This window comes from Cryobacterium melibiosiphilum (assembly GCF_003602235.1).
GTDB lineage: Bacteria > Actinomycetota > Actinomycetes > Actinomycetales > Microbacteriaceae > Cryobacterium > Cryobacterium melibiosiphilum.
The window spans coordinates 21,142-41,608 of sequence record NZ_QZVS01000080.1 but is presented as its reverse complement, the minus strand read 5'-3'; the positions used below and the strand labels follow the sequence as shown (position 1 = coordinate 41,608).

At 68.2% G+C, this 20,467-nt stretch carries 20 protein-coding genes; 9 read left to right on the top strand and 11 right to left on the bottom strand.

The window, feature by feature from the left end; all coding sequences use genetic code 11:
- Positions 1-89: 89 nt before the first annotated feature.
- Genes def through D6T64_RS09325 form a run of 3 tightly spaced genes read right to left on the bottom strand, consistent with a single transcriptional unit; the run spans position 90 to position 5,529 of the window.
- A complete protein-coding gene (def, locus tag D6T64_RS09335; RefSeq protein ID WP_119974450.1) occupies positions 90-581 on the bottom strand; it encodes a peptide deformylase in 492 nt (163 codons plus the stop codon).
- Between the two features lie 41 nt (positions 582-622).
- Positions 623-2,092 carry a MinD/ParA family ATP-binding protein gene (locus D6T64_RS09330; protein WP_119974449.1) on the bottom strand — a complete coding sequence of 490 codons (1,470 nt, stop codon included), beginning with the start codon at positions 2,090-2,092 and terminating at the stop codon, positions 623-625.
- Positions 2,093-2,124: 32 nt separating this feature from the next.
- Complete coding sequence (locus D6T64_RS09325) at positions 2,125-5,529, bottom strand: pyruvate carboxylase (protein ID WP_119974448.1); 3,405 nt, start codon at positions 5,527-5,529, stop codon at positions 2,125-2,127.
- A 77-nt stretch (positions 5,530-5,606) separates the two neighbouring features.
- On the opposite strand from D6T64_RS09325, the gene D6T64_RS09320 reads away from it, so the two are divergent.
- On the top strand, positions 5,607-6,422 hold the full coding sequence (locus D6T64_RS09320; protein ID WP_119974447.1) for a ParA family protein: 816 nt from the start codon (positions 5,607-5,609) through the stop codon (positions 6,420-6,422).
- Positions 6,423-6,528: 106 nt separating this feature from the next.
- Here the strand turns inward: D6T64_RS09320 and D6T64_RS09315 are convergent, their stop codons facing one another.
- From D6T64_RS09315 to ku, 5 genes are all read right to left on the bottom strand, one after another.
- Positions 6,529-7,080 carry a MerR family transcriptional regulator gene (locus D6T64_RS09315; RefSeq protein WP_119974446.1) on the bottom strand — a complete coding sequence of 184 codons (552 nt, stop codon included), beginning with the start codon at positions 7,078-7,080 and terminating at the stop codon, positions 6,529-6,531.
- A 156-nt stretch (positions 7,081-7,236) separates the two neighbouring features.
- On the bottom strand, positions 7,237-7,935 hold the full coding sequence (gene ftsR, locus D6T64_RS09310; protein WP_119974445.1) for a transcriptional regulator FtsR: 699 nt from the start codon (positions 7,933-7,935) through the stop codon (positions 7,237-7,239).
- A complete protein-coding gene (locus D6T64_RS09305; protein WP_119974499.1) occupies positions 7,935-8,369 on the bottom strand; it encodes an FHA domain-containing protein in 435 nt (144 codons plus the stop codon). Before D6T64_RS09305 ends, ftsR begins: the two co-directional genes overlap by 1 nt.
- A gap of 94 nt (positions 8,370-8,463) precedes the next feature.
- Entirely contained in the window at positions 8,464-9,126 is a 663-nt protein-coding gene (locus D6T64_RS09300) for a CDP-alcohol phosphatidyltransferase family protein (protein WP_119974444.1), read from the bottom strand.
- 38 nt (positions 9,127-9,164) lie between these two features.
- Positions 9,165-10,052: a non-homologous end joining protein Ku gene (ku, locus tag D6T64_RS09295; RefSeq protein ID WP_119974443.1), complete on the bottom strand. Its 888-nt coding sequence runs from the start codon at positions 10,050-10,052 to the stop codon at positions 9,165-9,167.
- A 129-nt stretch (positions 10,053-10,181) separates the two neighbouring features.
- Between ku and D6T64_RS09290 the strand changes: the two genes are divergently transcribed.
- Positions 10,182-12,719: an ATP-dependent DNA ligase gene (locus D6T64_RS09290; RefSeq protein ID WP_119974498.1), complete on the top strand. Its 2,538-nt coding sequence runs from the start codon at positions 10,182-10,184 to the stop codon at positions 12,717-12,719.
- Between the two features lie 18 nt (positions 12,720-12,737).
- Here D6T64_RS09290 and D6T64_RS09285 read toward each other — a convergent pair whose 3' ends face one another.
- The 3 genes from D6T64_RS09285 to D6T64_RS09275 all read right to left on the bottom strand — a co-directional run bounded on the left by D6T64_RS09285 (position 12,738) and on the right by D6T64_RS09275 (position 14,462).
- Positions 12,738-13,202 carry an NUDIX domain-containing protein gene (locus D6T64_RS09285; protein WP_119974442.1) on the bottom strand — a complete coding sequence of 155 codons (465 nt, stop codon included), beginning with the start codon at positions 13,200-13,202 and terminating at the stop codon, positions 12,738-12,740.
- A 67-nt stretch (positions 13,203-13,269) separates the two neighbouring features.
- The gene (locus D6T64_RS09280) at positions 13,270-13,797 is read right to left on the bottom strand and encodes an adenine phosphoribosyltransferase (protein ID WP_119974441.1); all 528 of its coding nucleotides are present in this window, start codon (positions 13,795-13,797) and stop codon (positions 13,270-13,272) included.
- A gap of 17 nt (positions 13,798-13,814) precedes the next feature.
- Complete coding sequence (locus tag D6T64_RS09275) at positions 13,815-14,462, bottom strand: MarR family winged helix-turn-helix transcriptional regulator (protein WP_119974440.1); 648 nt, start codon at positions 14,460-14,462, stop codon at positions 13,815-13,817.
- 121 nt (positions 14,463-14,583) lie between these two features.
- Between D6T64_RS09275 and idi the strand changes: the two genes are divergently transcribed.
- Genes idi through D6T64_RS09245 form a run of 7 tightly spaced genes read left to right on the top strand, consistent with a single transcriptional unit; the run spans position 14,584 to position 20,462 of the window.
- Positions 14,584-15,186 carry an isopentenyl-diphosphate Delta-isomerase gene (gene idi / locus D6T64_RS09270; protein WP_233550998.1) on the top strand — a complete coding sequence of 201 codons (603 nt, stop codon included), beginning with the start codon at positions 14,584-14,586 and terminating at the stop codon, positions 15,184-15,186.
- Positions 15,179-16,225, top strand: coding sequence for a polyprenyl synthetase family protein (locus D6T64_RS09265; RefSeq protein ID WP_119974439.1), 1,047 nt, complete (start codon positions 15,179-15,181; stop codon positions 16,223-16,225). Before idi ends, D6T64_RS09265 begins: the two co-directional genes overlap by 8 nt.
- Entirely contained in the window at positions 16,222-17,160 is a 939-nt protein-coding gene (locus D6T64_RS22590; protein WP_158594855.1) for a phytoene/squalene synthase family protein, read from the top strand. The genes D6T64_RS09265 and D6T64_RS22590 overlap by 4 nt, the downstream gene beginning before the upstream one ends.
- Complete coding sequence (gene crtI / locus D6T64_RS22585) at positions 17,157-18,875, top strand: phytoene desaturase family protein (protein WP_158594854.1); 1,719 nt, start codon at positions 17,157-17,159, stop codon at positions 18,873-18,875. The genes D6T64_RS22590 and crtI overlap by 4 nt, the downstream gene beginning before the upstream one ends.
- Positions 18,875-19,216 carry a lycopene cyclase domain-containing protein gene (locus D6T64_RS09255; protein ID WP_119974438.1) on the top strand — a complete coding sequence of 114 codons (342 nt, stop codon included), beginning with the start codon at positions 18,875-18,877 and terminating at the stop codon, positions 19,214-19,216. The genes crtI and D6T64_RS09255 overlap by 1 nt, the downstream gene beginning before the upstream one ends.
- The gene (locus D6T64_RS09250) at positions 19,213-19,557 is read left to right on the top strand and encodes a lycopene cyclase domain-containing protein (RefSeq protein ID WP_119974437.1); all 345 of its coding nucleotides are present in this window, start codon (positions 19,213-19,215) and stop codon (positions 19,555-19,557) included. The genes D6T64_RS09255 and D6T64_RS09250 overlap by 4 nt, the downstream gene beginning before the upstream one ends.
- Complete coding sequence (locus D6T64_RS09245) at positions 19,554-20,462, top strand: prenyltransferase (RefSeq protein ID WP_119974436.1); 909 nt, start codon at positions 19,554-19,556, stop codon at positions 20,460-20,462. The genes D6T64_RS09250 and D6T64_RS09245 overlap by 4 nt, the downstream gene beginning before the upstream one ends.
- The last annotated feature ends 5 nt before the right edge of the window (positions 20,463-20,467 follow it).

Here is a 20,467-nt window from a genome sequence, read left to right as displayed (position 1 = left end):
CCCCGAGAACCTGAACCGCTACGAAATGGGCCGCCCTGCCGAGGCAGGACGGCCCTTTTCTGGTCGGCCGGAATTTTCGGGGTGGCCGGTTAGAACCAGGTCGACTCGCGGACCTCTTTCATGGCCGCACGCCGGTTGGCCTTGTCGAGCCGGTCGAGGTAGAGCAGGCCGTCGAGGTGGTCGGTTTCGTGCTGCAGCGCCTGCGCCATGATGCCGGTGCCGGAGAGTTCAACCGGTTCGCCATCGAGGTCGATCCCGGTGACGCGGGCGAACGGATACCGCATCGTCGGGTACCAGAGTCCCGGTACCGACAGGCAGCCCTCATCAAGTAGCACCGGCTCACCGCTGACCTCGACGACGACGGGATTCAGGATGTAGCCGATGTCGCCGTCGACGTTGTAGCTGAAGGCGCGCAGGTTCACGCCGATCTGCGACGCGGCTACTCCGGCGCGGCCGGGCAACTTCACGCTGTCGACGAGGTCCTGCACGAGGGACCGCACGCGGTCGTCAATGGTGAGGATCGGGTCGGACACGGTTTTGAGGACCGGGTCCCCGAGAAGACGGATCTGGCGTTCGGGCACGGAGGAAACCTTAGGGTAAGGGGAAAGTGGGTGGGAGCGGGTCAGGCGTTCTGGTCGGCCGGCAAGCCCTCCACCACGAGGGCGGCCAGGGTTCGCGCGGCGAGCTGGGTGATGGGCTGCAGGTCTTTGTAGGACACCACACTGCCCGCGGCGAGTTGGGCGTCGTAGGGAATACGCACGATCTCGCGCACCCGGGACCGGAAGTGGGACTCGATCTCTTCCAGGCGAACCAGGTTGGTGCCCTGCGTGGCCGTGTTGATGGCCACGATGCTGTTGCGCACGAGGTCGCCGTAACCGTTGGCTTCGAGCCAGGTCAGGGTCTCCGACGCGAGCCGGGCCTCGTCGACGCTGCCCCCGGAGACGATCACGATGGAGTCGGCGCGCTGCAGGGTCGCCCGCATCACGGAGTGCACGATTCCGGTACCGCAGTCGGTCAGCACGATCGAGTAGAACCGGGCCGCGAGGTCGGCGACGACGTTGTAGTCGTTCTCGTCGAAGGCCTCCGAGAGCAGCGGGTCGGTGTCGGAGGCGAGAATGTCGAGCCGGGTCTCGTCCCGCGAGACGAGCGCGGTGAAGTCGGTGAAGTTGCCGATCGAGGCGGCGCGGGTCACGACGTCGCGCACGGTGAGGCGGGTCTGCTTGCTCACCCGTTCCGACAGCGTGCCGCGGTCGGGGTTGGCGTCGACGGCGATGATGCGGTCTTCGCGGGCGTCGGCGAGGGCCATTCCGAGCAGGGCGGTCACAGTGGTCTTGCCCACACCACCCTTGCGGGTGAGGATCGGCACGAACCGTGCGCCGCCATCGAAGTGGCGGCGGATGCGTTCATCCATCTGCTGGTGCGCCCGCACCTTGGCGGAGTCGCCGAGGTTGACCAGGTGCAGCGTGGCGTCGTAGACGAACCGGTTCCAGGCGCCGCGTGGGGCGCGGCGCGTGCGGCGGTTGACCTCGAGCAGGCGGTCGGACGTGAGCATTGACGCTGATTCCGGCGCGCCGCCTTCGGTGCGGGACGCGCGGGCGTTTTCGGCCGGTGGCGTGCCCAGCGGCACGGCAACGGATGTCGTGGCGAGCGACGCGCGCACGCCGCGCGGATTCGACGGAGTGCTGACCTCGACGGTGTGCGTGGCCGGGTGCTGGGTGGAAGCCCGCGCGAGTGTGCCCCGCGGGAGAGTGGGCTGCGAGAGAGCGGATTGGCTACCCGGTCCGACGGGCACGGTCCCGGGTGCGCCGGCGCGGCGCGGGCCCGGCGGTCGCTCTGCGGCGACCGCCGCGACGGGCAGGGGCACACTCAGGTTCTCGGGCAGGGCGGCGGCCAGGTTGTCGATGCTGTGCGGCGGGAGCTCGCTGTTGTACTCCTCGGTGAAGACATCACCGGACGCGGCCGAGGCTCGCGCCTCACCGTGCGCCCCTCGCGCGCTGCCGGTGCCGACACCGCCGCGTGCTCCCGACGCGCCGGTTGCGCCCGCAGTTCCCTGCGCGGCGGAACCGCCGTCGTCGTTACCCTTTTCTGCCATGTGTCCCTGCCCTTCGATAGCCGGGCCTAATCCTAGCGCGGACGTACCACCACAAGCAGATCGCCTGCATCCACCTGCTGGGTGACCGGGATGGCGACGCGTTCGATGACACCGCTGATCGGCGAGGTGATGGCGGCTTCCATCTTCATCGCTTCGATACTGGCGATGCTCTGGCCGGCTTCGATGGTCGCGCCCTCTTCGACCTGCAGGGTGACGACTCCGGAGAACGGCGCGGCGATCTGGCCGGGCTGATTAGCGTCGGCCTTCTCGGCGGTGCGAGCTTCGACCGTGATGCTGCGGTCCCGCACGAAGACGGGGCGCAACTGACCGTTCAGCACCGTCATCACCGTGCGCATGCCCTTCGCATCCGCTTCACCGATGGCTTCGAGGCCGACATAGAGACGCACGCCCGGGGCGATGTCGACGGCGTGCTCCTGGCCCTGTTGCAGGCCGTAGAGGTAGTCGACGGTGTCGACAACCGACAGGTCACCGAACAGCTCACGGATCTGCTCGAACTGGCGGGTCGGCGCCGGAAACAGCAGTTGGTTGAGCATGCTGCGCCGGGTCGGGCTGTCGGCGTCGAGTGCGGTGCGCTCGGCCCCGGTGAGCTCGGTGACGCCGATGCGGATGTTGCGGCCGGCGAGCACCTTGCTGCGGAAGGGTTCCGGCCAGCCGCCGGGCAGGTCGCCCAGTTCGCCCGCCATGAACCCGATGACGGAGTCGGGCACGTCGTACTTGTCGGGGTTCTTCTCGAAGTCGGCGGGGTCGGCCTTCACCGCCGCGAGGTAGAGGGCCAGGTCACCGACGACCTTCGACGACGGTGTCACCTTCGGCACCCGGCCGAGGATCTTGTTCGCCGCGGTGTACATGTCCTCGATGAGTTCGAAGTGGTCGGACAGGCCGAGCGCGACCGCCTGGGTGCGCAGGTTGGAGAGCTGCCCGCCGGGGATCTCGTGCTTGTAGACCCGCCCGGTGGGCGCCGACAGGCCGGACTCGAACGGCCGGTAGACGTGACGCACGGCCTCCCAGTACGGCTCCAGGTCGCAGACGTTCGACAGCGAGATGCCGGTGTCGCGTTCGGTGTGGGCGAGGGCGGCGACGAGGGAGCTGGCCGAGGGCTGGCTGGTGGTGCCGGCCATCGGAGCGCTGGCCACGTCGACCGCGTCCGCGCCCGCGCGGGAAGCGGCCAGCAGGGTCGCGAGCTGACCGCCGGCGGTGTCGTGCGTGTGCACGTGCACCGGAAGGTCGAAACGCTCCCGGAACGCGCTGACGAGCTTCTCAGCGGCGGCGGGGCGCAGCAGACCGGCCATGTCCTTGATCGCGAGTACGTGCGCGCCGGAGTCGACGATCTGCTCCGCGAGGCGCAGGTAGTAGTCGAGGGTGTACAGGTCTTCGGCCGGGTCGAGCAGGTCGCCGGTGTAGCAGACGGCCACCTCGGCCAGGCTGCTGCCGGTTGCCAGGACCGCATCGATCGCCGGGCGCATCTGCGACACGTCGTTCAGGGCGTCGAAGATGCGGAAGATGTCAACGCCGGTCGAGGCGGCTTCGCGCACGAAGGCATCCGTCACCTCGGTCGGGTACGGGGTGTAGCCGACTGTGTTGCGGCCGCGCAGCAGCATCTGGATGTTGATGTTCGGCAGCGACTCCCGCAGCGCGGCGAGGCGCTCCCACGGGTCTTCACCGAGGAACCGCAACGCGACGTCGTAGGTCGCGCCCCCCCAGGCCTCAACCGACAGCAGTTCGGGGGTGAGCCGGGCCACATACGGGGCGACGGCAACGAGGTCTTTGGTGCGCACCCGGGTCGCCAGCAGCGACTGGTGGGCATCACGGAACGTGGTGTCGGTCACGGCGAGGGCGGTCTGGGCTCGAAGGTCGGCCGCGAACTTGACCGGTCCGAGCAACTGGAGGCGCTGGCGTGAGCCCTCCGGAGCCGGCACGGTCAGGTCGAGTTCGGGAAGCTTCTCGGTCGGGCTGACCAGCGTCAGGGGCACGCCGTTGGGCTGGTTGACGGTGACGTCGGCGAGCCAGTTGAGGATCTTAGTGCCGCGGTCCTTCGACGTTCGGGTGCGCAGCAGGTCGGGACGCTCATCGATGAACGAGGTACTCACGTCGCCGGCGGCGAAGTCAGCGTCTTCGAGCACGGCCTGCAGGAACGCGATGTTCGTCGAGACGCCGCGGATGCGGAACTCGGCGAGGGCACGCTTGGAACGGGTGACGGCGGCCGAATAGTCACGGCCACGGCAGGTGAGCTTGGCGAGCATCGAGTCGAAGTGCGGGCTGATCTGCGTGCCCGGGTTGATCGTGCCGCCATCGAGACGGATGCCCGCGCCACCCGGGGAGCGGTAGGTCGTGATCTTGCCGGTGTCGGGTCGGAACCCGGCGGACGGGTCTTCGGTCGTGATGCGGCACTGGAGCGCAAAACCACGCAGGCGGATCTGCTCCTGCCGCAGGTCGAGGTCGGCGAGGGTCTCCCCCGCCGCGATGCGGATCTGGGACTGGACGAGGTCGACATCCGTCACCTCTTCGGTCACGGTGTGCTCGACCTGGATGCGCGGGTTCATCTCGATGAAGACGTGCTGGCCAGCGCGCTCGCCCACGGTGTCGAGCAGGAACTCGACGGTGCCGGCGTTCACGTAGCCGATGCTGCGGGCGAACTTGATCGCGTCGGCGTAGAGCTTGGCGCGGATCTCGTCGTTCAGGTTCGGTGCCGGCGCGATCTCGATGACCTTCTGGTGGCGGCGCTGCACCGAGCAGTCCCGCTCGAACAGGTGCACGGTTTCCCCGGTCGCGTCGGCGAGGATCTGAACCTCGATGTGGCGGGGGCGCAGCACGGCAGCCTCGAGAAACATCGTCGGGTCGCCGAAGGCGCTGTTGGCCTCGCGCATGGCCTCTTCGAGGCTGCCGCGGAGGTCCTTCATGCTCGCGACGCGGCGCATGCCGCGCCCGCCGCCACCGGCGACGGCCTTGGCGAAGATCGGGAAACCGATCTCCTCGGCCTGGCTGATCAGCAGCTCAACGTCTTGCGACGGCGGCGTGGACTTCAGCACCGGAACCCCGGCCGCAATGGCATGCTCCTTCGCGGTGACCTTGTTGCCGGCCATTTCGAGCACGTCGGCGCCCGGACCGATGAAGGTGATGCCGGCCGCGGCGCACGCCTCGGCGAGCTCCGGGTTCTCCGACAAAAAGCCATAACCGGGGTAGATGGCGTCGGCGCCACTCTGCTTGGCGACCCGAATGATCTCGCCCACATTCAGGTACGCGCGCACCGGATGCCCCGGCTCGCCGATCTGATAGGCCTCATCTGCCTTCAGGCGGTGCAGCGAATTGCGGTCCTCGAAGGGAAACACCGCAACGGTCTTCGCCCCGAGCTCAAACGCCGCGCGCATCGCACGAATCGCGATCTCTCCACGGTTGGCAACAAGGATTTTCGTGAACATGCAGACCTTTCGACGGTGACGCGGCGTACAGGCAACGGTTAGGTTCTCCCAGACTAGTGAAGGTAACGTAGCTTCTTGTGCACGTACTAAGCGTTAGCTCCCTCAAGGGAGGAGTAGGAAAGACCACGGTGACCCTTGGTCTGGCTTCTGCTGCCTTCGCCCGGGGTGTCCGCACCCTCGTGGTGGACCTCGATCCCCAGTCCGACGTCTCGACCGGAATGGATATCCAGCTTGCCGGCCACCTGAATGTGGCCGATGTGCTGACCAGTCCGAAAGAAAAAACCGTGCGGGCTGCCATCGCGCCCAGCGGCTGGACCCGTGGCGGCCAGGGCACGATCGATGTCATGATCGGCAGCCCGTCGGCCATCAATTTCGACGGCCCGCACCCCAGCATCCGCGACATCTGGAAGCTTGAAGAAGCCCTCTCCACCGTCGAAAAAGACTATGACCTCGTGCTCATCGACTGTGCACCGTCGCTGAACGCCCTCACGCGCACGGCGTGGGCCGCGAGCGACCGCGTCGCCGTCGTCACCGAACCGGGACTCTTCTCGGTCGCCGCCGCCGACCGTGCGCTGCGCGCGATCGAAGAGATCCGTCGTGGGCTCAGCCCGCGCCTGCAGCCGCTCGGCATCATCGTGAACCGGGCGCGCGTGGCGTCGCTCGAACACCAGTTTCGGATCAAAGAGCTGCGCGACATGTTCGGGCCGCTCGTGCTCAGCCCCCAGCTGCCGGAGCGCACGTCGCTGCAACAGGCGCAGGGCGCCGCGAAGCCCCTGCACGTGTGGCCGGGCGAGAGCGCCCAGGAGATGGCCGGCTACTTCGACCAGCTGCTCGAGCGCATCCTGCGCACCGCACGCATCGGCGAGTACGCCGAAACCGCCGTCGCGCACTAACCTCGCGCGTATCCGCCGCCGGCCGCGGCTCGTGACAGCGCGTCAATCGTCGGTGTGATCTACTCACGCCGACGATTCAGCCGCTTTCACGGCATAGTCGGTGCGGTTAGGAGATTTTGCGGGTCGTGCGACGCTGGGCGAGCTCATCATCGGGGTCGGCGAGCTGCAGGTCGAGTTCGACCAGGCTCGTCTCGACCTCGCGCAGCACCTTGCCCACGGCAATGCCGAACACGCCTTGGCCGCGGCTGACGAGGTCGATGACCTCATCGTTGCTCGTGCACAGGTAGACGCTGGCGCCGTCGCTCATGAGCGTGGTCTGGGCGAGGTCGCTGACGCCGGACTCGCGCAGCTGGTTGACCGCGGTGCGGATCTGCTGCAGGGAGATGCCCGTGTCGAGCAGGCGCTTGACGAGCTTGAGAACGAGAATGTCACGGAAGCCGTAGAGCCGCTGGGTGCCGGACCCGGTGGCCCCGCGCACAGTGGGCTCGACGAGAGCGGTGCGCGCCCAGTAGTCCAGCTGGCGGTAGCTGATGCCGGCGGCGCGGGCGGCGACGGCACCGCGGTAGCCTGCCTGGGCATCCAGTTCGGGCATGCCGTCGGTGAAGAGAACGTCCATGCCGTAACGGTCGGCATCGTCTTGCGGGTTTACGTCAGTCATGATGCCTCCCTCCGGAGATGTTCACAAGCAGGTGTGTGGTGCTTGGACAACGCTATCGATGCGGGTGGCTTCGACCCGGGACATCCGCTTGACCAAAATCGTGTCGAGGCACATCGGCTTGGGGTGGGCGCACCACGGCATCCTCCAGTGTACGACCTACTTGGTCAAGCGGCCGAGGGCAGATCGAATGAGGCTGCTGCGCACAACCTCGAGCTGGCCGGCGATTTCGACGGCCATTTCCGAGGCTTTCGCCCGGCTGGAGGCGTCTTTGCGGCGCGCCTGCGGCACGAGGGCGCTCTCGATCAGGCCGAGTTCGCGTTCGGCGGCCCCGCGGAACCCGCGGAGGTGGCGCGGTTCGATACCGCTGCGCTGCAACTCGACGAGGGCGCGCAACACCAGCAGGACATTCTCGCCGTAGTAGTCGGCGGGCAGGATGATCGAGGCCGATACAGCGTCGTGCATCAGGGCAGCGGATGCCCCGGCGTCACGAATCAGCTCGTCACGGCTCAGTCGCCGCGCGGCGGAGAGCATGGTGAGTCCCGGAGTCGCGCCACCGGGCAGCGTGGGTGACAGCCCGGCGTCGAGGTCGTCCAGGTACGCCCGGATCACCTTGAGCGGCAGGTAGTGGTCGCGCTGCATGGATAGGATCAGGCGCAGGCGCTCGAGGTCACCGGCGGCGAACTTTCGATATCCCGATTCGGTGCGTGCCGGGGAGACCAGTCCCTGCTCTTCGAGAAACCGGAGCTTCGACGGTGTGAGATCGGGAAAATCCGGCGTCAGGCGCGCGAGAACCTGGCCGATGCTGAGGAGAGGCGCCGCGCCCGAGGCCAACGCCCGGGCGGAGGATGCCGCCATTAGTCGCTCGCTGCGGCGGCGTGCGCGAGGTCAAGGCGCGACGCGTAAAACGTGAGGCGGAACTTGCCGACCTGAACTTCGGCACCGTCACTCAGCTGCGCGGTGTCGATGCGGTTTCCGTCGAAGTACGTGCCGTTCAACGACCCGAGGTCTTTGACCCCAAAACGCGTACCGGTGCGCAGGAATTCGGCGTGACGACGGGACACGGTCACGTCATCGAGAAAAATATCAGCGTTCGGGTGGCGTCCCACGCTCGTCACGTCGGCGTCCAACAGAAATCGTGCGCCCGTATTGGGTCCGCGACGGACGACGAGCAGAGCCGAACCGGACGGCAGTGCCGCGATCGCCGCCTGTTCCTCGACCGATACGTCGCCGTCGAGTGCGGCGAGTTGCGCCGCGAATTCGTGACCGAACGTCATCGTTGAGTCTGTCATCGGGCTCTGAGAAACCGAGTCTGCGGGCGTCACGTGAGCCTCTTTCGGGTCCTCGGACTTGTTTGTGCTGTCGAAATCGACCACCGTGCACCTCCTATCGTTCAAGCGTATCGGATGGAGAGGGTGCTCGAACCCGGGGAATGCGAGTTACGCGCACTGTTTCGATGAGGTAGATGATGCCGGCCCACCAGTAGAGGAACGCTCCCCAGAGTCCGAAGGCCCAGCCGACCGGCCCGGACCACCACGCCAACTCTGGAAAGGCTTGCCCCAGCATGATCACTGGCAGCGCATAAAACAAGCAGAACGTGGCTATTTTTCCGAGCAGGTGCACCGGAAGCGGCCCAAAGCCGTAGTTGGCCAGCACCACCCCGACGACGAGCATGAAGACGTCGCGCCCGACCACCACTGCGACCAGCCACCACGGAACCAGGTCACGCAGGGCGAGCCCGATGAGGGCCGCGAAGATGTAGAGCCGGTCGGCGGCGGGGTCGAGGAGCTGGCCGAGCCGGGTGATCTGATTGAAGCGCCGAGCGATGTATCCGTCGAGAAAATCGGTGGCGCTGGAGAACGCGAGAACGAGCAGCGCTCCCGCGTCGTGGCCCTCCGCCAGAAGGTACAGGAAAACCGGCACCAGGAGCAGCCGCAGCAGGCTCAGCACGTTGGGCACAGTCCAGACCCGGGAACTGACCGGGCTGGTGCCGGTGGGGTGCGGGCGGACGGGACGCGACCCCGCGGATCCGCTCGGTGTGCTGGTCACAGGCCGAGTCTACCGGGGCGACCGCTGCAGCCCACGGATCAGCCGCGACCCCTGCCGCTGGCCCCGGTTTGTTCACTCCGGTTGGTTTCAGCGCCGTTGGTTTCAGCGCGGTTGGTTTCAGCGCGGTTGTTCTCGACGCTGCGGCGCAGGGCCTCCATCAGGTCGAGCACCTCACCGCCACCCGTCGCGTCGTCATCGCCGTCACCGTCACCCGGCAGGCGTCCGAAGGTCTCGTCGGTGTCGACCGAGTCGCCGCGCTCGAGCTTGGCCTGGATGAGCGCGTTCAGCTGGGCCTGGTAATCGTCGGTGAAATTCTCGGGGGCGAAATCCGCCGCAAACGAATCGACGAGGGTCGCCGAGAGCTCGAGCTCCCGATCGGAGATGCGCACCCGTTCGCCGAGCGCCGGGAATTTCGCCTCGCGTACTTCGTCGTTCCAGAGCAGCCCCTGCAGCATCAGCACGTCGCCGCGCACCCGCAGCGCGCCGAGCCGGGTCTTTTGGCGCAGTGCGAAGCGCACGATCGCGGTGCGCTCGGTGGACTCGAGGGTTCGCCGCAGCAGAACGTAAGCCTTGGCGGATTTGCCGTCGGGTTCCAGGAAGTAGCTGCGTTCGAACATGATCGGGTCGAGTTGCTCGTTGGGCACGAACTCGACCACGTCGATCTCGCGGCTGCGTTCCTCGGGCAAGGATTTGAGTTCGGTGTCGGTGAGGATCACCGTTTTGTCGCCGTCGTCGTAGGCCCGGGTGATGTGGGCGTAGTCGACGACGCGGCCGCACACCTCGCAGCGGCGCTGATAGCGGATGCGGCCGCCATCCGTGTCGTGAACCTGGTGCAGCGAGATGTCGTGGTCTTCGGTGGCGCTGTAGACCTTGACGGGAACGTTGACGAGCCCGAAGGTGATCGCGCCTTTCCAGATCGATCTCATGCAGACAGTACACACCCGCCGTGCGTTCGCGGCTACCCGGGGTTGATCTTCGGTCTGGGCGCACGGTCTGGATGCACGGTCTGGATGCACGGTCTGGTCGGGCGGGCGACCTCGGGGCATGCTGGGCGCATGACCGATGCCCGCCAGGTGGTGACCGTGAACGGACACCGCATCACGCTCACCCACCTCGACAAGGTGATGTACCCCGAGACCGGCACGACCAAGGCTGAGGTGCTCGCGTACTACGCCAACGTCGCGCCCGCGCTCATCCGCTACACCGCGAACAGACCGGCCACCCGCAAACGCTGGGTGCACGGTGTGGGCTCCACCGATGAGCCCGGTGCCGTGTTCTTTCAGAAGAATCTCGAGGAGGGCGCACCGGACTGGGTACGCCGCCTGCCGATCCAGCACACCGACCGGATCAGCGTCTACCCCCTGGTGAACGATCTCGCCACCCTCACCTGGCTCGCGCAGCTGAGCGCCCTCGAAATCCATGTGCCGCAGTGGCAGTTCGCACCCGGCGGTGAAGCCCGAAATCCCGACCGGCTCGTGCTGGATCTCGATCCCGGGCCGGGAGTCGGCCTGGCCGACTGCGCCGAGATCGCCCGGTTCGCGCGAACGATACTGCAGGGAGCGGGCCTCGAACCGATGCCCGTCACGAGCGGCAGCAAGGGCATCCACCTGTATGCACCGCTCGACGGACGGTATTCGGCGGAGCAGGTCGTGCTCGTCGCCCACGAACTGGCCCGGGCCCTCGAGGTCGATCATCCCGACCGGGTCGTCAGCGGCATGAGCAAGGCCCTGCGCCCCGGCAAGGTGTTCGTGGACTGGAGCCAGAACAGCGCGGCCAAGACCACGATCGCGCCGTACTCACTGCGCGGGCGGGCCAGGCCGACCGTCGCAGCGCCCCGCCACTGGGCGGAGCTGGACTCCCCCGGCCTGGCCCAACTGGAGTTCGGCGAGGTGGTCGAGCGCCTCGCTCGGCTCGGCGACCCCCTGGCCGTGATCATGCCTGGGGAGGGTTCCTCTGACGAGGCGATCGCGACCGTCGACGATCGACTCACGGCGTATCGCGACAAACGCCGCGCAGACCGCACACCCGAACCCGTGCCGGCGCGCCCCGCGGCGACCGGGGCGGCGACGGATGCCGCAGCATCCGTCGCCCCCGCACCGGTCGGAAGCGCGACCGGTACCTCGTTCGTGATCCACGAGCACCATGCCCGGCGCCTGCACTGGGACCTGCGATTCGAACGCGACGGCGTGCTCGTGTCGTGGGCGTTGCCGAAGGGTGTGCCGTCGGATTCGGCACACAACCACCTCGCGGTGCACACCGAGGACCATCCGCTCGAGTACGGCTCCTTCGAGGGCACCATACCGACGGGCGAATACGGTGCCGGGCAGATTTTCATCTGGGACCACGGCGAGTACGAGCTGGAAAAATGGCGCGACGACGAGGTGATCGCAACCCTGCACGGGCAACCCGGCGGGAGCCTCGGGGGCCCGCGCCGTGTCGCGCTGATCCAGACCGGAGGCGGGGCGGGCTCCGGTGACGCCAAGGCGGCCCAGAACTGGCTCATTCACCTGATGAAACCGACGGGCCCACAGTCGGGCGCGGGGAACGCGGCCACGGCCAACCCGACCGAGGCCCGGCCGGGGGCGGCACTGACTCTGCCGGACTACGTGTCACCGATGCTCGCCACGGCCGGGTCGGAGCGGGACCTGGGCGAGGATGCGTGGGCGTTTGAGATGAAGTGGGACGGGATTCGGGCGATCGCCCTGCTCGACGGCGCGGGAGGGGTGCGCCTGCTGACGCGCAACGGCAACGACGTGACGGCGTCGTACCCCGAGATCGTGGCGGGCCTGAGGGCGACCGTGCCGGTCGGTTCGGCGGTGCTCGACGGCGAGATCGTCGCCCTCGACCGGTCGGGGCGGCCCAGCTTTGGACTGTTGCAAACGCGCATGAACCTCGGTGCCGCCGAGGCGCGCGCCGCGGGGCTCCGGGTTCCGGTGCATTACCTGCTCTTCGACGTGCTCGAACGCCACGGGCAGGCGCTTATGGCGGAGCCGTATGACGCCCGGCGCGCGGTGCTCGACGGGCTCCTCGCGACGACGCCCGACGGAGCGCGGATCCAGGTGCCGCCGGCACTCGAGGGCGACTATGCCGACGCCCTCCGCACGAGCCGGGTGCTCGGTCTCGAAGGGTTCGTGGCAAAACTGCGCACGTCCGCGTATAGCCCCGGGCGAAGATCCCGCTCGTGGATCAAGGTCAAGCACACCCTCATGCAGGAGGTCGTGATCGGCGGGTGGCGCCCCGGCACGGGCAATCGTGCGAACACGGTCGGGGCGCTGCTCCTCGGAATTCCCGGAGCGAGCGCGCGACCGGGCGAGCTCGTCTACGTCGGGCGCGTCGGAACGGGCTTCAGCGAGCGAGACCTGTCCGCGGCGCACGCCCTGCTCGAGCCGCTTGCAGCCGCAGAGTCGCCGTTTCTGACGATGCCACGACTTGACGCTCGGGACGCGCACTGGGTGCAGCCGGTTCTCGTGGGCGAGGTCGAATTCGGCGAGTGGACGCCGGCGGGGCGCCTGCGGCATCCGTCGTGGCGTGGCTGGCGCACCGACAAGGAACCGGCCGACGTGCGGGCGGAGCTCCCGACTCACGCGAACTAGGCCAGCAAAAGAGTCAGCTTAGAGGCGGATGCGCAGCGCGGGCCAGGCTGCTGCGAAACCCGGGTGCAGGGAGAGGGAGTCCACCGCAGCCGGGTCGACCCAGCGCAGGGCGATGCTCTCGGCATCACCGATCACCGGCTCAAAACTTTCGGTGGCCAGGGCGACGACGGTTGTGTAGGACCAGAACCCGAGGTCGAAGACCGACGTGGACTGCACGTGCAGCAGGTGCGCCGGCACCCCGGCCTCTTCGTTGGCCTCCCGCAGGGCCGCTTCGAGGGCGCTTTCGTCTTCGTGGCGGGCCCCTCCCGGCAGGCCCCAGGTATCACCGAAGTGACTCCAGAGGGCCCGGTGCTGCAACAGGACACCACGATCGGGATGGTGGACCAGGAGGCCAGCAGCACCGAAGCGACCCCAGTATTTGCGCCCGTCGGGACCGACCACCCAGGCGTCGCCGCTGGGCCGGGTATTTCCGATCGCGCTCATGACTTAAGCATGCCTCTCCTGCCACCCGGAATGCACATTGACCCTGAAGATTCCGTCATGCTCCGGTTCAGGCGGCGACGATCGCGTGCACTGGTGCGGCGCCGAGGCGGGCGCGGCCCTGCAGGGCGGTGAGCTCGAGCACAACCCCGACGCCGGTGAGTTGGTAACCGGCGCGTTCGATCAGGCGTGAGGTGGCCGCGATCGTTCCCCCGGTCGCGAGCACGTCGTCCAGCACAAGAACGCGGGAGTCCGGCGGCAGCTGACCGACTTCGAGTTCCAGCCGCGCCGACCCGTACTCGAGGTCGTATTCCTCGGTCAGGACCGGGCCGGGAAGCTTGCCGCCCTTGCGCACGGCGAGCACAGCGGCATCGGCAGCGTAACCGACCGCGGCGGCCAGCAGAAAGCCACGCGCCTCGATGCCGGCCACGGCATCGAACTGGCCGACATGGGTGCCAACGAGCTCATCGACGATCGATCGGAACGCTTTCGCGTGGGCGAAGACCGGGTTGAGGTCCCGGAAGAGAATCCCGGCCTGTGGAAAGTCGGGGTACGAAGCCAGGAGGGAATGGACGTAGTCAGCAGCGGGAGAAGTCACTGCGTCAGCCTACGTGGCTAGGAGGGCGCGTCGCCGTTCTCACCGACGGCGGCGCCGAGGCCGTCGAGGAAGCGGATGATCGTTTGCTGCTCGTCAGCGCTGAACGCCGTGACGACGTCGAGCATGCGGGCGTGGGAGTGTCCGAGGACCTGCCGAATCGCGGCGTGCGCCTCGGCGGTCGCGACGATGAGCTGGGCGCGCCGGTCGGTCGGGTGCGGTTCGCGGCGGATGTGGCCGAGCAGCGCGAGGCGATTGAGCAGTTTGGTCGTGGCGGCCGAGGAGATCGCAAGATGTGCTGAGAGTTCGGTGGGGCTGACCTGTTCGCCGAGGCGCTCGGCGTTAACCAGGTGGCGCAGGGCAGCGAGGTCGGTGGCGTTGACCGACAACTCGGTCGCCGTGCGCGTGCGCATGGCCGTGTCGGAGCCGCGGAAACGGCGCACGGCGTGGAGCACGGCAACCGCGCGCTCGCGCTCGTCGAGCACCGGGGTCAACACGGCGGTTTCGGCCGCGGCGGCGGTTTCGGACACAGCGTCGGTTTGTGGCCGAACGGTCGCCTCGGGCGACTCGGCGGGCAGGCCAGTGGGCAGGACTGAAGCGTCCGAGGTGGGGGCAACCGAAGCGGGGTACCAGTACCCGGGCACCGATGGGCGCTCTGTAACGGTCATTCCCCTATGTTAATGCCGGGCGGGCTGCGTGTTAGCCTCATTACTCGCTAACTTAGTTAGATATAATTTTGCTGTAGCTTATGTTGGCAGGTGCTGCCATCGAAGGAGTCCGTTGGTCCAGATCGAAGACACTGAGGCTGATCGCGTCAGCCCGAGTGAGACGGATGCCTCCCTCGAGCGCGTGGTTGTGCTCGCCGAGGACGGAACTCCCATCGGGACGACCCCGAAAAGTACGGTGCACACCTTGGATACCGTTCTGCACCTGGCGTTCTCCTGCCACGTGTTCAACAACGCCGGCGACATCCTGGTCACCCGACGGTCGTTGGGCAAGCGCGCCTGGCCCGGCGTGTGGACGAACGCCTTTTGCGGGCATCCGCTGCCCGGAGAATCGATGACCGACGCGATAGCGCGCCGTGCCGGCTTCGAGCTGGGCCTGACGCTGACCGATGTCACCGTGGCCCTGCCCGATTTTCGCTACCGCGCGACCGATGCCAGCGGCATCGTCGAAAACGAGATCTGCCCCGTCTATGTCGCCACGGCCGTCGGCTCCCCCGTGCTGAATCCGGATGAGGCCGCCGAATATGCGTGGACGTCTCCGACTGCTTTGCGGCGCGCCGTGACGGACGCGCCGTGGGCGTTCAGCCCCTGGCTGGCCTTGCAACTCGCGGACACCGACGCGACGGCACTCTTTGACAGCTCCGCTCGGGAGGCCGACGGTGTTTGACGTCTCCCCCGCCACGGTGGAAACCGCCCTTCAACGCTTCTTCACGGGGGCCCGTCTGCGTGCGGCCGCGTACGGCGACCACTATGTCGCACTCTGGGACGCTCTCGAGGTGGCCAGCCAGGGCGGCAAGCGCGTGCGTCCCGCCCTCGTGCTCGCCGCCTATGACGGCTTCGGCGGTCGGGACCAGTCCCTCGCGACGCCCGTCGCCGTGAGCTTCGAGCTGCTGCACACGGCCTTCCTGATCCACGACGACGTCATCGACCGTGATCTCGCCCGCCGCGGCGTGGCCAACATCGCCGGCCGGTTCAACGACCGGGCGGTGGCACACGGCGCCGCCGCCGACCAGGCCGGCATCTGGGCGGCCGCCGCCGCTATTCTCGCCGGCGACCTGGCCCTCAGCGAGGCGCACCGCGCCCTCGCACTGCTGCCCGTCGATGCGGCCATGCGCGCTCGCCTGCTCGACCTCCTCGACCGCGCGGTCTTCGTGTCGGCCGCCGGGGAGCTCGCCGACGTCACGAACACCGCCGCCCGCGAGCCGCTCAGCGTGGCCGAGGTCATCGCGACCCTCGAGCACAAGACGGCCGTGTACTCCTTTGAAGGTCCGCTGCAGGCCGGTGCGGTGCTGGCGGGGGCGACGGATGCCGCCATCGACGCCCTGGGCGAGTTCGGCCGGTTGGTTGGAGTCGCGTTCCAGCTGACCGACGACATCCTCGGTGTCTACGGCGACCCCGCCAAAACCGGCAAGAGCGTCGTGGCGGACCTGCGCGAAGGCAAGCAGACCGCGCTCATCGCCCACGCCGGCACCACGCCGGCCTGGTCGATCATCGCGCCGCTGATGGGCAAGCCTGATCTGAGCGAGGCCGAAGCCGACCTGGCCCGCTCGCACCTGACCGCGTGCGGCGCCCGCAACGCCGCCGAGAACCTCGCGCAGGACCATGTGGACCGGGCGATCGCGGCGCTTGATCCCGAGCACATTCCCGCGGCCCTGCGGGCACGCCTGATCGACCTGGCCGATGCCGCCGTGAATCGCGTGCGATGACCCGCCGCCCCGCGCGCGGTGATGCCCGCCGCCCGGTCGCACCGACCGGCCTCGAAAAATACAGCGCCGCCGCCCGCGCCAGTTCAGCGACCGTGATCGGAATCTACTCGACCTCGTTCGGGCTCGCGGCCCGCCTGCTCGCACCGGGCGTGCGCGAACAGGTGCGCACCATCTACGCCCTCGTACGCATCGCGGATGAGATCGTCGACGGCGCCGCCGCGGGCGCCGGAGTCGGTACCGAGGGCCAGCGCGAGCTGCTCGACGACCTCGAACGGGAGACGGCCCGCACACTGGAACGCGGTTACAGTACCAACCTCGTCGTGCACGCTTTCGCCCAGACGGCCCGGAACGCCGGTATCGACGCCCGCCTCACGGCACCGTTCTTCGAATCGATGCGCCGCGACCTCGACCCGAGCCCGTTCACGGCCGCCGGCGTCGCCGAGTACATTTATGGCTCAGCGGAAGTCATCGGGCTGATGTGCCTGGCCTGCTTTCTGGCCCAGGATCCACCGCCCCCGGCCCGCCGACTCGAACTCGAACTCGGCGCTCGGCACCTCGGGGCCGCTTTTCAGAAGATCAACTTTTTGCGCGATCTGGCCACGGACCGCGAGACACTCGGACGTAACTACTTTCCCGGAATCGAGCCCCTGTTGATGACCGACGCCGACAAAGACCGCATCATCGATGACATCGACCTCGACCTGCGCGAGGCGGCCCAGGTGCTGCCGATGCTTCCGGTCGGCAGTCGCCGCGCGGTCGCCGCCGCGCAGGGACTGTTCGGCCGACTGACCGAACAGCTGCGGGCGACTCCGGCCGCCGAACTGTTGCAGACCCGCGTGCGGGTCAGCAATCCGCAGAAGCTGCTGATCGCGGTGTCGGCAGCCGTGTCGAACGGCGCCACGGCCAACCAGCGCACGGCCGGGTGGCGTCGATGAGCGCCGCGCTGGCCCCGCAGGCCACCGCCCAGACCACCGCGGCGCCGCGGACCATCGTGATCGGCGGCGGCATCGCCGGCCTCGCGAGCGCGGCCCTGCTGGCCCGTGAGGGCCACGCCGTGACCCTGCTCGAGGCCCGCCCCGAGCTCGGCGGCCGGGCCGGAACCTGGGACGTCGACGGATTCCGCTTCGACACAGGACCCTCCTGGTACCTGATGCCCGAGGTGTTCGAGCATTTCTACCGCCTGTTCGGCACGAGCGCTGCCGAACAGCTCGACCTCGTGCGGCTCGACCCCGGCTACCGGGTGTTCTTTGAGGGGGACGCCACCCCGCTGGACATCGCGGACGAGCGCGAGGCGAACATCCGTCTGTTTGACAGTGTGCAGCCGGGAGCCGGGGCCGCCCTCGCCCGGTACCTGGAATCTGCGCGGGAAACCTACGAGATGGCCGTGCACCGCTTTCTGTACTCGAGTTTCGAATCGTTCAGCCCGTTCCTGGTGAAGGATGTCGTGACCCGCCTCGGGCGCCTCGGCCGCCTGCTGCTGCAGCCGCTCGATAAATTCGTCGCCGGCTACGTCGACGACCCGCGGCTGCGCCAGGTTCTCGGCTACCCGGCCGTCTTCCTGGGCTCGTCCCCCGATCAGACCCCGTCGATGTACCACCTGATGAGCCACCTCGACCTCGTCGACGGTGTGCTCTACCCGCAGGGCGGCTTCACCCGGCTGATCGAGAGCATCACCGCCATCGCGGTGGCGGAGGGCGTCGAGATCATCAATGGCGCCCGCGTCACCGCCATTCGCACCGAATCGCGAGTCTCGCCCGGTGGGCGGCTCGGCGCGCGGCGCGGGGCCCCGTACGGCAAGGCCCGTGTCACCGGGGTCAGCTACATCGCCGCCGACAGCACGCTCGTGCGGCTGGACGCGGACCGGGTCGTGTCGGCCGCCGACCTCCACCACACCGAGACCGAGCTGCTGCCCGAACGCCTGCAGACCTACCCCGAGCCGTGGTGGAACACCCGGGTCTCGGGCCCGGGCGCCGTGCTCGTGATGCTCGGCATCACCGGGGAGCTCACTCCGCTGCAGCACCACACCCTGTTCTTCACCGAGGATTGGGGTGACAATTTCGGGCGGATCTTCGGCAAGACACCCTCGATTCCGTCGCCGGCGTCGTTCTACGTCTGCAAACCGAGCGCGACGGATGCCTCGGTCGCCCCCGAGGGCCACACCAACCTGTTCATCCTGGTTCCGGTGCCGGCCGACCCCGAGATGGGCCGCGGTGGCGTCAACGGTGACGGCTCCCCCATCGTGGAAGGCGTCGCCGACAACACGATCGCCCAGCTGGCCGAATGGGCCGGAATCCCGGATCTTGCCGACCGCATCGTCGTGCGGCGCACCGTCGGGCCCGCCGACTTCAGCGAGGACCTGAACTCGTGGCGCGGCGGGGCCCTTGGACCGGCGCACACCCTGAAACAGAGTGCGTTTCTGCGCGGCTCGAACGTGTCGAAGAAGGTCGACGGGCTCTACTACGCCGGCGGAACCACCATCCCCGGCATCGGCCTGCCGATGTGCCTGATCAGCGCCGAGATCCTGCTGAAGCGGGTGCGCGGGGACGTCAGCACCGGACCGCTGCCGGAGCCGCTGGCGGCTCGACCGGCCAACCAGCCGGCCTCACGCCCCGCCACGGCAGCACCGGACACCGCGGAGCTGCCGGCCTGATGGGCGTGCTGTACCTCCTGACACTGCTCGTCTCCCTCGCCGGCATGGTCGTGCTGGATTGGCGGTTTCGGCTGTTTTTCTGGGCGTCGGCGCGGCAGGCCGCGATCGTGCTGGCCGTTGGTGTCGCCTTTTTGCTGGCCTGGGACCTGACCGGGATCGGGCTGGGCATCTTCTATCGCGGCGAGACGAACCTGATGACCGGGGTGCAGCTGGCCCCGGAACTGCCCCTCGAGGAGCTCTTCTTTCTGACCTTTCTCTGTTACCTCACCATGAACCTCGTGCAGGGCGCCCGGCTGGTCTTCGGGCACGCGGCGACCCGATCGTCGAAGGAAACGGCATGACCTACCTGGCGCTGAACGCGGTTTTCATGGCGGTGGCGGCAGCCGTCGCCGCTGTCGCCGTCTGGCGGAGGCGCGGCCGGCAGACCGGGCGCGGGGCGGCATCCGTCGCCGTCGCGTTGCTCATTGTGATGCTGCTGACGGCCGTGTTCGACAACGTGATGATCGCGGCCGGCCTCTTCACCTACGAGCCCGGGCTGATCTCGGGACTGGCGGTGGGGCTCGCGCCGATCGAGGACTTCGCCTACCCGGTGGCCGCCGCGCTGCTGCTGCCGGCGCTCTGGAGCCTGCTCGGCGGGCCGAGCCCGACAAGGGGACGCCCCCGAGCGGAGGCCGCCCGATGAGCGCGCCGGACACGCGCGGCACGGCCTGGAAGGCGAAGCAGGTGCTGCTCTCCAGCCGCCCGCTGAGTTGGATCAACACGGCCTTCCCCTTCGCGGCCAGCTACGTGGTCACCACGGGCCGCGTCGACGCGCTGCTGATCGTGGGCACACTGTTCTTCCTGATTCCCTACAACCTGCTCATGTACGGCATCAACGACGTGTTCGACTACGAGAGCGACCTGCGCAATCCCCGCAAGGGCGGCGCGGAGGGGGCGCTGCTCGACCCGGTGCTGCACAGACTCGTGATCGGGGCCGGCATCGTCAGCGCCGCCCCGCTCGTGGCGACGATGCTGGTGCTGGGCGGGGCGGGACATCCGTCGTCGTGGATCGTGTTGGCCGTGAGCCTGTTCGCGGTGGCCGCGTACTCGGTGCCGAAGCTGCGGTTCAAAGAACGGCCACTGGTCGATTCGATCACCTCGAGCACCCACTTCGTCAGCCCGGCCGTCTACGGTCTGGCCGTCGCCGGCGTGACCTTCGACCCGGCGCTCGTGGCGCTGCTGGTGGCCTTCTTCTTCTGGGGCATGGCCAGCCACGCCTTCGGTGCCGTGCAGGACGTCGAACCCGACCGGGAGGCTCACATCCACTCGATCGCGACCGCTTTTGGCGCGGCGACGACCGTGCGGCTGGCCATGACCCTGTGGGCCCTCGCGGGCGTGCTGATGCTCGCCACCGACTGGCCCGGACCGCTCGCCGCGATTCTCGTGGTGCCGTACATTCTGGCCGCGTTCCCGTATCGCTCGGTGACGGATGCCGCCTCCGCGGCCGCGAACCGCGGCTGGAAGCGCTTTCTGTGGCTGAATTTCGTCAGCGGTTTTCTCGTCACGATGCTGCTGATCGCGTGGGTCGCCGTCGTGCCGCGAGCATAGGCTGG